Annotated in this window: 11 protein-coding genes and 1 pseudogene; 11 read left to right on the forward strand and 1 reads right to left on the reverse strand. The window is 71.3% G+C overall.

Features of this window, described 5'->3' with window-relative positions; genetic code table 11:
- Nucleotides 1–205 precede the first annotated feature (205 nt).
- From CCN35_RS09185 to CCN35_RS09205, 5 genes are all read left to right on the forward strand, one after another.
- Entirely contained in the window at nt 206–1,687 is a 1,482-nt protein-coding gene (locus CCN35_RS09185) for an MFS transporter (protein WP_158100388.1), read from the forward strand.
- A gap of 245 nt (nt 1,688–1,932) precedes the next feature.
- Complete coding sequence (locus CCN35_RS09190; RefSeq protein WP_158100389.1) at nt 1,933–3,114, forward strand: macrolide family glycosyltransferase; 1,182 nt, start codon at nt 1,933–1,935, stop codon at nt 3,112–3,114.
- Nucleotides 3,115–3,308: 194 nt separating this feature from the next.
- Nucleotides 3,309–4,517: a cytochrome P450 gene (locus tag CCN35_RS09195; protein ID WP_086792227.1), complete on the forward strand. Its 1,209-nt coding sequence runs from the start codon at nt 3,309–3,311 to the stop codon at nt 4,515–4,517.
- A gap of 724 nt (nt 4,518–5,241) precedes the next feature.
- Nucleotides 5,242–6,399: a DegT/DnrJ/EryC1/StrS family aminotransferase gene (locus CCN35_RS09200; RefSeq protein WP_086792229.1), complete on the forward strand. Its 1,158-nt coding sequence runs from the start codon at nt 5,242–5,244 to the stop codon at nt 6,397–6,399.
- 46 nt (nt 6,400–6,445) lie between these two features.
- Nucleotides 6,446–7,510: a glucose-1-phosphate thymidylyltransferase gene (locus CCN35_RS09205; RefSeq protein WP_086792231.1), complete on the forward strand. Its 1,065-nt coding sequence runs from the start codon at nt 6,446–6,448 to the stop codon at nt 7,508–7,510.
- Here the strand turns inward: CCN35_RS09205 and CCN35_RS09210 are convergent.
- On the reverse strand, nt 7,440–8,756 hold the full coding sequence (locus CCN35_RS09210) for an RNA-guided endonuclease InsQ/TnpB family protein (RefSeq protein ID WP_245863077.1): 1,317 nt from the start codon (nt 8,754–8,756) through the stop codon (nt 7,440–7,442). The genes CCN35_RS09205 and CCN35_RS09210 overlap by 71 nt on opposite strands.
- Nucleotides 8,757–8,938: 182 nt before the next feature.
- On the opposite strand from CCN35_RS09210, the gene rfbB reads away from it, so the two are divergent.
- The 6 genes and pseudogenes from rfbB to CCN35_RS09240 form a co-directional block, all read left to right on the forward strand.
- Nucleotides 8,939–9,937, forward strand: coding sequence for a dTDP-glucose 4,6-dehydratase (gene rfbB / locus CCN35_RS09215; protein WP_086792233.1), 999 nt, complete (start codon nt 8,939–8,941; stop codon nt 9,935–9,937).
- Nucleotides 9,934–11,238, forward strand: coding sequence for a lipopolysaccharide biosynthesis protein RfbH (rfbH, locus tag CCN35_RS09220; RefSeq protein ID WP_086792235.1), 1,305 nt, complete (start codon nt 9,934–9,936; stop codon nt 11,236–11,238). Before rfbB ends, rfbH begins: the two co-directional genes overlap by 4 nt.
- Nucleotides 11,235–12,644: an NDP-hexose 2,3-dehydratase family protein gene (locus tag CCN35_RS09225; protein WP_086792237.1), complete on the forward strand. Its 1,410-nt coding sequence runs from the start codon at nt 11,235–11,237 to the stop codon at nt 12,642–12,644. Before rfbH ends, CCN35_RS09225 begins: the two co-directional genes overlap by 4 nt.
- A gap of 32 nt (nt 12,645–12,676) precedes the next feature.
- On the forward strand, nt 12,677–13,684 hold the full coding sequence (locus CCN35_RS09230) for a Gfo/Idh/MocA family protein (protein WP_067391239.1): 1,008 nt from the start codon (nt 12,677–12,679) through the stop codon (nt 13,682–13,684).
- 37 nt (nt 13,685–13,721) lie between these two features.
- The gene (locus CCN35_RS30060; RefSeq protein ID WP_425444286.1) at nt 13,722–14,213 is read left to right on the forward strand and encodes a glycosyltransferase; all 492 of its coding nucleotides are present in this window, start codon (nt 13,722–13,724) and stop codon (nt 14,211–14,213) included.
- Nucleotides 14,180–14,393, forward strand: a pseudogene (locus CCN35_RS09240) (activator-dependent family glycosyltransferase); the annotation flags it as partial. The gene CCN35_RS30060 and the pseudogene CCN35_RS09240, both read left to right, overlap by 34 nt.

Below are 14,393 nucleotides of genomic sequence, written 5' to 3' on the forward strand. Positions count from 1 at the left end.
GACCGTGGGGTCGGTGTCGTAGCCGTGCGGCCCGGCGAGGTCCACGGAGCGCTGTGTTCCGGCGGTCCGGGATGCCCGGGCCGGCGGCTCGACCGTGACTCGACCGTCACTCAAGTCCCAGCCGATGCAATGGTTCCCCGTCCTCCCCGGGTGTCGTCGGCGACTCCGGCCGGAGCAGACAGCAACTATCCGAGGAGCCGTCACAATGGTCCGCGCCACGAGCACGGAGACGCGCCGTGAGAAGACGGCGGAGCAGGAGGGCCAGTCGCAGCGCCGCTGGGCGGTGCTGGGCGTCCTGGGCGTCGCCTCGTTCTTCGACGGCCTGGACGCCAACATCGTGGCGGTCTCCCTCCCCAGCATCCAGCGGGATCTCGGCACCGGCTTCGCCACGGCGCAGTGGGCCGTGGCGGGGTACTCCCTGGCCACCGCGGTCCTGCTGATCACCGGTGGACGGCTCGGCGACCTCCACGGCACCAAGCGCGTCTTCCTGGCCGGCCTGGGGGGCTTCACCCTGTTCTCGGGGGTGTGCGCCCTGGCGGTCACGGCGGAGATGCTGGTGGCCGGCCGGGTCGGCCAGGGCGCCATGGCCGCGCTGATGCTGCCGCAGGCCATGGCGGTCACCAAACGGCATTTCCAGCCGCAGGAGTGGGGGCTGGCCTCCGCGGTGACAGGGGTCGCCATCACCGCGGGCAGCATCGGCGGCCCGGTGGTCGGAGGGTTCCTCACCGATCTCGACCTGTTCGGCACGGGCTGGCGCGCGGTGTTCTGGATCAATGTGCCGGTCGGTGCGGTCACCCTGGTCTGCGGGGCCCGGGTGCTGTCGGAGGGAAGGGCGCAGCAGCGGCCGATGCTGGACCTGCCCAGTACCGCGCTGGTGACGGCCGCGTCGCTGGGCCTGATGTACCCCCTGGTCCAAGGGCGCGAGCACGGGTGGCCGTCCTGGACCCCGGTGATGCTGGCCGTCGCGGCGGGGCTGTGGCTGCTGTTCGCGGTCCGCCAGCGGCGCTGTGCCGGAAAGGGCAGGGAACCGCTCGTCCCGCCGTCCCTGTTCCGCCTGCCCTCCTTCACCGCCGGGCTCGTCACCGCGCTGCTCACCTTCGCCGGGGCGACCTCGTTCACTTTCGTCCTCACCTACTACCTGCAGTTCGGGGCGGCCTGGTCCCCGACGAGGACGGCTCTCGCGGTCGCGGCCGTGCCGCTGGGCATCGCCGCGGTCTTCCAGCTGACGTGGAAGTACGGCCCCCACCGCCCGCGGCTGTTCGTGGCGGCGGGGGCACTGGCCATGGCCGGCGGAACGCTGGCGGCCATGATGCTCGCCCGGTCGGCGGGGACGGAGCCGGGGCTCGTTCCCGTCATGGCGGCGGCCTTCGTCACGGGCATGGGAACCGGTCTGTGCACACCGGTGCTCACCGCGGTGCTGCTCGGCACCCTGCCGCCGCACGACGCGGGCGCCGGGGCCGGGGTGATCTACGCGACGACCCAGTTCGGCTCCGCCGCCGGAATCGCCGCCATCGGCGCGGTCTTCTTCGGTGTGCTCGCGGGAACGGCCGCTGCCGGGGACGCCTACGCCGACGCCATGGGCGCGGCCCTGTGGTGCGTCCTCGGGGTGTTCCTGCTCGTGGCGGCCATGAGCGGATGCCTGCCCCGCCGGGGCGGGACGGCCGACGGCCCGGTCGCACCCCTGTGACCCGTGCGGTGCCCGAACGGATGCGGGAGGAACCACCGGCGGCCCCGGACGAACGGCACGGCCGCCACACGACCGATATCAGCCCTCACCCGATCCTCCCCACGGCACAGTGGGGAAGCGGCCGGCCGAACCGTCCGGGCCGCGCACCGCCCGTCCCGCCGGGCCCGGCCGGTCCGACGGAAGCGGTCCGGCGGGCGCAGCACCACGAGCCCACGGGCGAGCACGCAACACCGAAAAGGAGAACCATGGCTCACATCGCCTTCTTCAACTTTCCCGCGATCGGGCACGTCAACCCGACGCTCGGCGTGGTGGAGGAACTGGTCGCGCGCGGGCACCGGGTGACCTGTACGGCCACGGACCACTTCGTCCCCGCCATCAAGGCCGTGGGAGCGACGCCCGTCCGCTACACGTCCCCCTTCGGGGAGTTCTACCGGAGCCCGTACAACGAGGAGACGATGGCCGGCGAGGGCCTTCGCTGCCTCGAGGAGGCCATCGCGCTCCACGAGCAGGTGAGCGGCTACTACGGGGACGACCGTCCCGATGTCGTCGTGCACGACTTCATGGCGTGGGGCGCACGTTTCTACGCCGCGCAGCACAGCCTTCCCGCGGTGCGGCTCTTCCCGTCGTACGGAGTGAGCGAGACCTTCAACATCTCGGAGAAGTTCCCCCTCGCCGCTCCGGACGACCCCAAGGTGCTGGAGATGGCCCAGAAGCTGGTGGAGCTGCTGCCCAGCTTCAACCTCCCGCCCGACATCGGCGCCTTCATGGGGCACGTGGAGAAGCTCGGCATCATCTTCCTCCCCCGTGAGTTCCACTTCGACGGCGACACCTTCGACGACCGCTTCGTGTTCGCCGGCCCCTGCCTCGGCGACCGCTCGGCCTTCCAGGGGTCCTGGGAGCCCGCTTCGGCGGACCGGCCGGTGCTGCTGATCTCCCTGGGCACCGCCGCCACCGGCTGGCCGGAGTTCTTCCCCCTCGCCCTCGAGGCGTTCGGCGACTCCGAGTGGCATGTGGTCATGGCCGTGGGCGACCACATCGACCCGGCCGACCTGAAGTCGATTCCGGCCAACTTCGAGGTACGGCGCCATGTGCCGCAGCTCGACGTCCTGCAGCACGCCCGCGTCTTCCTGACCCACGCCGGCATGAACAGCACCATGGAGTCGCTCTACTACGGCGTCCCCATGGTCGCCGTGCCGCAGATGAACGAGCAGCGGGCCAACGCGGTGCGCGTCGAGGAACTCGGCCTGGGCCGCCATCTGCCTCGCGAGGAGGTCACCGTCGAGAGCCTGCGTCAGGCGGTGGACTCGGTGGCCGCGGACAGCGGCATCGCTGAGCGCGTGCAGCGGATGCGGGACGACATGCGCAAGGTGAACGGCCCGGCCGTCGCCGCCGGGGCCATCGAGAAGTACCTGGCCTCCCTCTCCTGAGGACGCCCCACCGCAGGGCCCGCGCCGCCGGTGCACGCCGGCGGCGCGGGCCCTGCACCCTTCGGGGCCGGATCGACGCGAGGTCGAGTCCGCGTCGAGGAAGGAGAGGGAGAGTCGTTGCCGGCCACCGGCACGCGGCGCTGCCCGCACCCGCCGGAGGGGGACAGCCCGTCGTCGCCGAGTTGGAGTGAGACGTGACAGACACCGCGCACGGGGCGGTCAGACTGCCCACCCAGCGTCCATCCGCCTTCGACCCTCCCGCCGAGCTGTCCGAACTGCGGGAGAAGTGCCCCATCACACGGATGGAGTTCCCGGACGGTCACCTGGGATGGCTGGTGACCGACCACGCGTCCGTGCGGTCGCTCCTGGCCGACCCCCGTTTCAGCGCCCGGCAGGAGCTGCACCACCACGCACCGTTCGACCACCCGTTCGGCAAGGAGCCGATCCAGCCCGCGGAACCCGGCTTCTTCATCGGGATGGACGACCCCGAGCACAGCCGCTACCGCCGTCTGGTGGCCGGCCAGTTCACCAAGCGCCGCATCGCCCAGCTGGCCCCGCGTGTCGAGGAGATCGCCGAGTCCTGCCTGGACGCGATGGAGCGCAAGGGGACGCGTGAGGCCGACCTGGTGGCGGAGTACGCGCAGCCGATACCCGCCCGGGTGATCTGCGAGCTGCTCGGCGTGCCGCTCACGGACGAGGAGCGCTTCCAGGGGGCGATACGCCAGTTCTTCCACCTGAGTTCAAGCGCGCAGGAGTCACGGGACGCCTATCTGGCGATCCTGCGCTACCTGGCCGAGCTGGTCACGCGCAAGCGCGACGACCCCGGTGACGACCTGCTCAGCGGTCTCATCGCCCGGGGCGAGCTGGACGACCGGGAACTCGCCACCATCTCGCTGCTGCTGCTGGTCGCCGGCTACGAGACCACCGCCAACATGATCAGCCTCGGGGCCTTCGCCCTGCTCACCCACCCCGACCAGCTGGCCCTGGTGCGCGAGGACGAGGCGGTGGCGGAGAACGCCGTCGAGGAGCTGCTGCGCTACCTGCCCCTCTTCCGCTCCGGCGGCATGCGCACCGCCCTGCAGGACACCGAGGTCAAGGGGCAGCAGGTCAAGGCGGGGGAATGCCTGGTGCTGTCCCTGTCCGCCGCCAACCGGGACCCCGCACGGTTCGGCGAGGACGCCGACCGCCTGAACGTGCGCAGAACCGCCACCGGGCACGTGGCCTTCGGCCACGGAGCCCATCAGTGCCTCGGCAGCCAGCTGGCCCGCCTCGAGATGCGGATCGCCTACACCTCGCTGCTGCGGCGCTTTCCGTCCCTGCGTCTGGCGGTGCCGCCCCAGGACGTGCCGCTGCGGGACGACATGACGATTCACGGAGCGCACCGGCTGCCGATCACCTGGTGACCTGGTGGCCTGGTGGCCTCCTGACCTTCCTGGCCCTCCCGCTCCTCTCTCCCTTTCCGCCCCTTCCGCCTCCGCCCCGTGTCTGGACCGGGACGGAGGCGGATCCGTGTCCGCGACCGGAGCGAGCGCCCCGGCCTCGGGCGGGACATGCCGGGACCCGTGCCGGGCAGCAGATCCGCAGCACCGCACAACACACCAGTTGGGAGCCCCGTGCGGCCTCGGACACCGGCGGGAGCCGGGCCCTCGTACGCCCCGGGCCGCGCGGACAACCCCCTGGCATCTCGGTGGATGACGCAGAGCAGGTCCAGCCGGAACGACACAGAGCCGTCCGCCCGGAGCGTGCTCGTCCCGGTGTGCGCTCGTCGGCAACAAGTTCACCGCGCATCAGCAATTCTGACGCCTGGTCAGCAACTTTCCCCCACACCGCAGTTGCCCGTTCAGGTCCAGGACACCGCTCAGCACTCCCCCCGGCACCGGCCGGCAGAAAGAGCCGTTCCGGCACCGCCCTGCACTCTTCGCGGGCATCGATTCATGGCGGGATACCGGCCGCTCGCTGGACTCCGCCTCAAGGCCCGCTGGAAGTACATTGACTGGAAAAAAGGCAAGTTTTACTTTCTCTAAACGTCAGCCAAAAAGTCTTGCCGCAGGCTCCGCATGGCCACCGGATCCATTGTCCGGCGAGAACGCGCACAGCTTTCATGTCTGTCGCAGGGGGAAACCCGGAGTGATCAACGTATTCCAGCCCTCGCTCGGCGAGGAGGAACTCCGCGCCGTGGCCGAGGTGTTCGCCGACAACTGGCCCGGGCACGGCCGACGCACCAAGGAATTCGAAAGGGCTTTCGCTCGTCACATAGACGTCGATCCGGACCACGTCATTTTCATCAATTCCTGCACATCGGGTCTCTTCCTCACCGCGGATGTGCTGGATCTGGGCCCCGGGGACGACGTCGTGCTGCCCTCGGCCGGCTTCGTGGCCGCCGCCAACGCGATCGCCGCGTCGGGTGCGCGTCCGGTGTTCTGCGACGTCGACCCCCGCACCCTCAACCCGAGCGTCGCGCACGTCGAACAGGCGCTCACACCGCGGACGAAGGCGGTGCTGGTGCTCCACTACGGGGGATATCCCGGCGAGGTCGCCGACATCGCACGGCTGTGCCGGCGGCGCGGCATCACCCTCGTCGAGGACACCGCCTGCGCCGTGGCCTCCCGTGTCGGGGACACCGCCTGCGGCACCTTCGGGGACATCGCCGTATGGAGCTTCGACTCCGCCAAGGTCCTGGTCACGGGCGACGGCGGCATGCTGTACGCGCGCGATCCCGAAACGGCGCGCAAAGCCCGCGAACTCGCCTACCACGGCCTGGAGCACGACAGCGGATTCGCCGCCGCCCGGGTCTCCGAACGCTGGTGGGAAATCAACGTCCGGTCCTTCGGGCGCCGTGTGGTGGGAAACGACCTCACGGCCGCGATCGGAGCGGTGCAGCTGCGCAGACTCCCGGAAATCGTCGAGCGCCGCAGGGAAATCGCACATCTCTACGACCGTCTTCTCGCCGGTATCGACGAGGTGCTGACTCCTCCTGCCCTTCCGGTGGGGCATGTCTCGACCCATTACTTCTACTGGGTTCAAATGGACCCGCGGATCCGCGACGGCGTGGCCGCCGACCTGCTGGACGAGGGAATCTACACGACTTTCCGGTATCCGCCGCTGCACAAGGTCCCCGCCTACGGCGCGCAGGACCTGGAACTCCCGGGCGTCGAGTCGGCCGCGGAGCGCACCCTGCTGCTCCCCCTGCACCAGGGGCTCGACGACACCGACGTCCACACCGTGGCCGCCGCACTGCGCAAGGCGGTGGAGCGGCGGACGGCCCGGCGGCACAGCCGCCCGTGACGCCCTCCGGTGGCTCCTCCGACACACGCACCGAAAGGACACGACCGTGAAGGCCCTGGTCCCGGCAGGCGGAACGGGAACCCGTCTGCGCCCCCTGAGCCACTCACTGCCCAAAGCCCTGATACCCGTCGCCAACAAGCCGGTCCTCCAGCACATTCTGGAGAGCATCCGCGATCTGGGGGTGACCGAGATCGGCGTCGTCGTCGGACACGGGGACACGGACATCGCCGAGGCGGTGGGCGACGGCTCACGGTACGGGGTGGAACTCACCTGGATCCGCCAGGACAGGCCGCGGGGACTGGCGCACTGCGTCCGCATCGCCCGCTCCTACCTCGGCGACAGCGACTTCGTGATGTACCTGGGCGACAACATGCTCCCCGACGGGGTGGGCGACATCGCGGCGGAGTTCGCCACCACGCGTCCGGCCGCCCAGCTGGTGGTGAGCCGGGTCCCCGACCCCCGGGCCTTCGGCGTCGCCGAGGTGGACGGCGACGGACGGGTGGTCCGGCTGGCCGAGAAGCCCGCGCGGCCGCGCAGCGACCTCGCCCTGACCGGGGTGTACTTCTTCACCCCGGCCATCCACCGGGCCGTCTGGAGCATCACCCCCAGCGCCCGCGGCGAACTGGAGATCACCGACGCCGTCCAGCTGCTGGTCGACCAGGGGCACGACGTCCGGGCCGGCCGCTACCAGGGCTACTGGAAGGACACGGGCAGGGCCGAGGACGTCCTGGAGTGCAACCGGCACGTCCTCGCCTCCCTGCGCCCGCGGATCACCGGAGATGTGGGCGAGGAGTGCGAGGTGACCGGCCCCGTGGTGATCGAGGAGGGGGCGAAGGTGACCCGGTCACGGATCGTCGGCCCGGCCGTCATCGGGGCGAACGCCGTCGTCGAGGACAGCCATGTCGGCCCGAACGTGTGCATCGCCGCCGGCTGCACCCTGCGCGACGTCCGGCTGTCCGACTCGCTCACCCTGGACGGCGCCGTGCTCAGCGGCGTGAACGACCTGCACGGATCCATCATCGGCCGTCATGCCACGGTCGTCACGCCGGGCAGGAGCACGGCGCGGCACCGGCTGGTGGTGGGCGACCACACCCGCATCGAGGTCGCTTGACTTCCTCCCCCGCCTGAAGGCGGGGGATTCCAGCGGTCGCCCGCTGGGGTTCCTGCTTCGCCGACGACCGCCTTGTCCGGGAGGACTCCCGTTGAGGTCTTACACCGTCTCCACAGGCAGACGCCGCCGGCCCGGCGGCCAGGATGGTGCATGCCGCGTTCACGTCGCGGTCGTGCACGGTGCCGCAGCCGCAGGTCCACTCGCGGACGTTCAGCGGCAGCTTGCCGCGGACCGTGCCGCAGGCCCCGCACAGCCTGGAGCTGGGAAACCACCGGTCGATCACGACCAGGTCGCGCCCGTACCAGGCGCACTTGTACTCCAGCATCGAGCGCAGCTGCGTCCAGGCCGCATCCGAGATGGCGCGCGCCAGCGTGTGGTTCTTCAGCAGGGTGCGGACGGTGAGGTCCTCGATCACGACCGTTTGGTTCTCACGGACGAGCCGAGTGGTCAGCTTGTGCAGAAAGTCGCGGCGCCGGTCGGTGATCCGCGCGTGGATACGGGCCACCTTCCGGCGGGCCTTCTCGCGGTTGGCCGAGCCCTTCTGCTTGCGCGACAGGGCCCGCTGCGCGCGGGACAGGCGGGCGCGGTCACGGCGCTCATGCTTCGGGTTGGTGATCTTCTCCCCGGTGGACAGCGTCAGCAGACAGGTGATCCCGGCGTCGATACCGACCGCCGCTGTGGTGGCCGGCGCGGGGGTGAGGGTGTCCTCGCACAGCAGGGAGACGAACCAGCGGCCCGCGCTGTCGCGGGAGACCGTCACCGTCGTCGGCTCCGCCCCGTCGGGCAGGGGACGCGACCAGCGGATGTCCAGCGGCCCGGCCATTTTCGCCAGCGTCAGCTGCCCGTCACGCCAGGTGAACGCGCTGCGGGTGTACTCGGCCGACACCCGCGACTTCTTCCGCGACTTGAACCGCGGATACTTCGCCCGCCTGGCGAAGAAGCCGGTGAACGCCGCCTGCAGATGGCGCAGCGCCTGCTGAAGCGGCACCGAGGACACCTCATTCAGGAAGGCCAGTTCCTCGGTCTTCTTCCACGCCGTCGGCATCGCCGACGACTGCACGTAGGAGATCCGCCGCTGCTCGCGGTACCAGGCCCGCGTGCGCTCTTCCAGCGTGTTGTACGTGCGCTCTTCCAGCGCCTTGTTGTACACGAGGCGGACGCAGCCGAACGTGCGCAGCAGCTGGGCTGCCTGCTCGTCCGTGGGATAGAAGCGGTACCTGAACGCCCGCTTGACCCACCGCGTCACACCTCACACCCTATCGGTTTCCGTGTGAGCAACGGCTGTCAGCCACTGGCCGCAGACGTCGAATCGCCCTGGCGGCGATTCGCCTTTCCGTGCCCCGCTCCGCGGGAGCTTCGTTTCTCCCCCGCAAGCGGGAGGTGCCCCCACCCCGGTCCGAAGGCCGGGGTATCCACGAAGGAGATCCGATGAGGATCCTGGTCACCGGCGCCGCCGGCTTCATCGGATCGCACTATGCGCGCACTCTGCTCGCCAACGGCTACCGGGGGTGCGAGGGAGCCCGGGTCACCGTGCTGGACCGGCTCAGCTACGCGGGGAACCGCGCGAACCTGCCTGTCTCCCACCCGCGTCTGGAATTCGTCCACGGCGACGTCTGCGACCGGACGCTGCTGCGCGAACTGCTCCCCGGGCACGACGCGGTGGTGCACTTCGCCGCCGAGTCGCACGTCGACCGCTCCCTGGAGTCGGCGGACGAGTTCATGCGGAGCAACGTCGTCGGCACGCAGAGCCTGCTGGAGGCGTGCCGGCTGACGGGGGTGACACGGGTGGTGCACGTGTCGACCGACGAGGTGTACGGCTCGATCCGCGAAGGCTCCTGGACGGAGCGGCACCCGCCGGCCCCCAGGTCCCCCTACGCCGCCTCCAAGGCCGCCTCCGCCCTGGTCGCCCTCTCCTACCGGCACAGCCACGGGCTGGAGGTCTCCGTCACCCGCGGCTGCAACACCTACGGCCCCTACCAGCACCCGGAGAAGCTGATCCCGCGGTTCGTCACCAACCTGCTGGAGGGCATCCCGGTCCCCCTCTACGGGGACGGGCGGAACGTCCGGCAGTGGATGCACGTGGAGGACCACTGCCGGGCCGTCCACCTGGTCCTGACCGGCGGGCGCGCCGGAGAGATCTACAACGTGGGCGGGGGCAGCGAGCGGACCAATCTGGCGGTGACCGAGCGGCTGCTGGAGCTGTGCGGCGCGGACTCGTCGATGATCCGCACGGTCGCCGACCGCAAGGGGCACGACCTGCGCTACGCGCTGGACGGCACCAAGATCCGCGAGGAACTGGGCTTCGTTCCCCGGGTTCCCTTCGACCGCGGACTGCAGGAGACCGTCGCCTGGTACCGCGCTCACCCCGACTGGTGGCGGCGGGCCAAGTACGCGACGACGGACACCGAGGAAAGGGCCCGGAGATGAGCGAGAGCAGGGCACTGGTCCTGGAGGCGGCCAGGAAGTACCACCTGGAGCAGGAGGGGAAGGCGGAGTTCGTCCCCGGCGTCACCGAGATCTGGCCCTCGGGCGCGGTCCTGGACGCGGACGACCGGCTGGCGCTGGTGGAGGCCGCCCTCGACCTGGGAATCGCCGCGGGGGAGCGCAGCAGGAGGTTCGAGTCCCGTTTCGCCCGGCTGCTCGGCCGCCGCAAAGCCCATCTGACGAACTCCGGTTCCTCGGCCAACCTCCTGGCCCTCACGGCGCTGACCTCGCCCGCGCTGGGCGACCGGAGGCTCCGGCCCGGGGACGAGGTGATCACGGTTGCGGCGGGTTTTCCGACCACCGTCAACCCCATCGTGCAGAACGGGCTGGTCCCGGTCTTCGTCGACCTGGACCTGACGACGTACAACACCACGGCCGACCGGGTCGCCCGGGCCATCGGGCCGAAGACCCGCGCGATCATGATCGCGCATGCGCTGGGCAATCCCTTCGAGGCTTCGGAGATCGCCCAACTCGCCCGGGACCGCGACCTGTTCCTGGTGGAGGACAACTGCGACGCCGTGGGCACGCGGTACGACGGGAAGCTCACCGGGACCTTCGGCGACCTGAGCACCGTCAGCTTCTACCCGGCGCACCACCTGACGACGGGCGAGGGGGGCATGGTGCTCACCGACCGCCCGCACCTGGCGCGGGTGGTGGAGTCACTGCGGGACTGGGGCCGGGACTGCTGGTGCGAACCGGGCAGGAGCAACACCTGTCTGCGGCGCTTCCAGTACCGGATGGGCACCCTTCCGTACGGGTACGACCACAAGTACATCTTCTCCCACGTCGGCTACAACCTTAAGTCCACGGACCTCCAGGCCGCCCTGGGCCTGTCCCAGCTGGACAAGCTGGACGGCTTCGTCGCGGCCAGGCGGCTCAACTGGCAGCGGCTCAGGGAGGGGCTGGACGGAGTCCCGCACCTGCTGCTGCCGGAACCGACCCCCCGGAGCGAGCCGAGCTGGTTCGGCTTCGCCATCACGGTCGCCTCCGACGCCCCCTTCAGCCGGGCGGCGCTCACCGACCACCTGGAGAGCCACCGGATCGGGACGCGGCGGCTGTTCGCCGGCAACCTCACCCGTCAGCCCGCCTACGCGGACCGCCGGTACCGCGTGGCGGGGGACCTGTCCAACAGCGACATCGTCACCGAGCAGACCTTCTGGATCGGCGTCTACCCCGGGATCACCGAGGAGATGACCGACTACATGGTCGCCACGGTCAAGGAGTTCCTGCGGAGCCGCGCATGACCCCCACCACCGCACCGCTGCGCCCGCGCGAGGACACGGAACTGCCCGTCCGTCTCGCCCGCTCGGCCGCGCAGCGGGACTCGGGAGCGTACCTGCGGACGGCCGACGTCCTGGACTGGCTGGCCTCCCGGCGCCGCGCCCACCGGTTCCGCGTCGAGAGGATCCCGTTCAGCGGCCTCGGCGAGTGGGCGTTCGACGGGGTCTCCGGCAACCTCGGGCACCGCAGCGGGCGGTTCTTCACCGTCGAGGGCCTGCGCGTCAGGACCGGGCCGGACGCGGCGGGCGAATGGGAGCAGCCCGTCATCAGGCAGCCGGAGACGGGCATCCTGGGCATCCTCGCGAAGGAGTTCGACGGGGTCCTGCACTGCCTGATGCAGGCGAAGATGGAGCCGGGCAACCCCGGCCTGGTGCAGCTCTCGCCGACCGTACAGGCGACCCGCTCGAACTACACGCGGGCGCACCGGGGTTCACCCGTGCGGTACATCGACTACTTCCTGCGGCGGCCCCTGGACGGGGGCGTACGCGTCCTGGCCGATGTGCTGCAGTCCGAGCACGGCTCGTGGTTCTTCCACAAGTTCAACCGCAACATGCTGGTGGAGACCGACGGCGAGGTGCCCGGGGCGCCGGACTTCTGCTGGCTCACCCTCGGTCAGCTGGGCGAGCTCCTGCGGTACGACAACGTGGTCAACATGGACGCGCGCACGGTGCTGGCCTGCGCTCCGGTGGCGTACGACGAGCGGCACGCCCGGCATCCGGACGCGGAGCTGCTCTCCTGGTTCACCGGCGAGCGGGCCCGGCGCGAGGTGGAGGCCGCTCTCATGCCGCTCAAGGACGTCGCCGGCTGGCGGCGCGGCCCCTGGTCCATCGACCACGAGCAGGGACGCCACTTCTCCGTCGTGGCCGTCTCCGTCGAGGCCGCCAGCCGCGAGGTGGGCGGCTGGAGCCAGCCGCTGATCGAGCCGGTCGGAACGGGGGTCACCGCCTTTCTCGCCCGCCGGTTCGCGGGAGTGCCCCATCTGCTGGTGTGCGCCAGGACCGAAGGCGGCCTCCAGGACGGGGTCGAACTGGGGCCCACCCTGCAGTGCACCCCGCAGAACCACGCCCATCTCCCCCCGTCCGCCCGTCCCCTCTTCCTCGACACCGTGCTGGGGGCCGCTGCTTCCAGGATCCGCTACCAGGCCGTGCACTCCGAGGAGGGCGGCCGGTTCCTGAACGCGCAGAGCCGGTATCTGATCGTCGACTGGGACGAGCAGGACGACGGGGGCGGCCGGGACGCGGATCCCCCGCCCGGATACCGGTGGATGACCCCGGGGCAGCTGGGCATGTTCGCCCGGCACAGCCACTACCTCAATGTGCAGGCCCGCACTCTCCTGGCCTGCCTGACCACGGGGGCGGTGCGGCTGTGACCGCCGGCAGCAGCGGCCGGGCGCCCGTGCGCATGGGCGTCCTCGGCTGCGCCGACATCGCCCGGCGCCGGATGCTCCCCGCCTTCGCCGCGAGCCCGCACACCGAACTGCGCGCCCTCGCCAGCCGGGACGCCGCACGGGCCCGCGGCACCGCACGGCTCTTCGGCTGCCGGCCCGTGCACGGCTACCGCGCCCTGCTGGAGCGGGCGGACGTCGACGCCGTGTACGTGCCGCTGCCCGCCGCCCTGCACGCCACCTGGGTCGAGGCCGCGCTGCGCGCCGGCAAGCACGTGCTCGCCGAGAAGCCCCTCACCACGTCCACGCGGCACACGGCCCGGCTCTTCCGGCTCGCCCGGCAGCGCGGGCTGGCGCTCGTCGAGAACGTCATGTTCGTGCACCACCCCCAGCACGCCGTGGTGCAAAAGCTCGTCGCGGAGGGCAGGATCGGCGAACTGCGCTCCCTGCGGGCCGAGTTCACCATTCCGCGCCGGCCCGACCACGACATCCGCCACCAGGCCGGGCTGGATGGCGGGGCGCTGTGGGACACCGGTGTCTACCCGGTGCGCGCGGCCCTGCACCTGCTGGGGCCGCAGCTGGAGGCCGTCGGCACGGTGCTGACCCACGACCCCGCCCTGGGCGTCGACACCCATGGCGCGGCACTGCTGCGCACCCCCTCCGGGGTCACCGCGCACCTCTCCTTCGGCCTGGACCACGGCTACCGCTCCGTCTACGAGCTGTGCGGCAGCGCGGGCCGCATCACCGTGGACCGGGCCTTCACTCCCGCCGCGGACCATCCGCCCCTGGTGCGGATCGAGACCGGCACGGAGCGCACGGATCTGCGCCTGGATCCGTACGACCAGGTCGCCGGGAGCGTGTCCGCCTTCGCCGCCGCGGTCGCGGCGGGCGGTGCGCCGAGCCGCCCCAGTCTGCTTCAGGCCGGGCTCCTGGCCGCACTGCGCGCCGCGGCCGCGCCGCCGCCCCCGAGGGCGCCGCGGACCCCGGCGCACCCTCCCAGTCCCCTCGGCCGTTCCCGGCCCTGACCCGACCCGAGGAGTCGCAATGCGTGTGCTGTTCGTCATGGTTCCGCTGGCGAGCCATGTCTATCCCAACGTCTCCCTCGCCCACGCCCTGCAGGCGGCCGGGCACGAGGTCCGCTTCGCCTCCAAGCCGGGAGCGGAGGACGTCATCACCGGCAGCGGCATCCACGCGGTCACCGTGGGCTGCTCCGCGGAGGAGGACCATGTGGACGAGGGCGACGTGCCGCTCGACGCCCTCGCCATCGACCCCCGGGACGGCGAGAGCTGGCGCTCGGTGCGCCGCTATCTGGTGCCGCGGCTCGTCTCCGCGTACTTCCGCTCCGACGACGGCAGCGGCCGGGGCGGGGTCGTGGACGACCTCGTCGCCTACTGCACGCAGTGGCGGCCGGACCTGGTCGTCTGGGACCCGGCCTTCCCGGCGGCCTCCATCGCGGCACGTGCCTGCGGCGCCGCNNGGTGCGGCACAAGACCCTGGAGGAGATCGGCGACGGCGGCGCGGTGCCCGAGCGCGATCCCCTGGTCGCCGCGATGATGCCCTCCCTCGAGCGTCACGGCGTCCCCTTCGGGGAGGACCTGATCCTGGGCCAGTGGAGCCTGGACCCCGTTCCGGAGGGGGCCCGTCTGCCCGTTCCCGGCCACACCTACCTCCCGATGCGCATCACCCCCTACACCGGGGCCGCCGTGGAGCCGGAATGGCTGCGGACCCCGCCCT

The sequence above is a fragment of the Streptomyces thermovulgaris genome (assembly GCF_002155915.1).
Lineage (GTDB): Bacteria > Actinomycetota > Actinomycetes > Streptomycetales > Streptomycetaceae > Streptomyces > Streptomyces thermovulgaris.

Bases quoted from the DNA above. Each gene is read 5' to 3' on its own strand.
- CCN35_RS09185 (WP_158100388.1), top strand. From the start codon at position 206: ATGGTCCGCGCCACGAGCACGGAGACGCGCCGTGAGAAGACGGCGGAG.
- rfbB (WP_086792233.1), top strand. From the start codon at position 8,939: ATGAGGATCCTGGTCACCGGCGCCGCCGGCTTCATCGGATCGCACTAT.
- CCN35_RS09190 (WP_158100389.1), top strand. From the start codon at position 1,933: ATGGCTCACATCGCCTTCTTCAACTTTCCCGCGATCGGGCACGTCAAC.
- CCN35_RS09225 (WP_086792237.1), top strand. From the start codon at position 11,235: ATGACCCCCACCACCGCACCGCTGCGCCCGCGCGAGGACACGGAACTG.
- CCN35_RS09230 (WP_067391239.1), top strand. From the start codon at position 12,677: ATGGGCGTCCTCGGCTGCGCCGACATCGCCCGGCGCCGGATGCTCCCC.
- rfbH (WP_086792235.1), top strand. From the start codon at position 9,934: ATGAGCGAGAGCAGGGCACTGGTCCTGGAGGCGGCCAGGAAGTACCAC.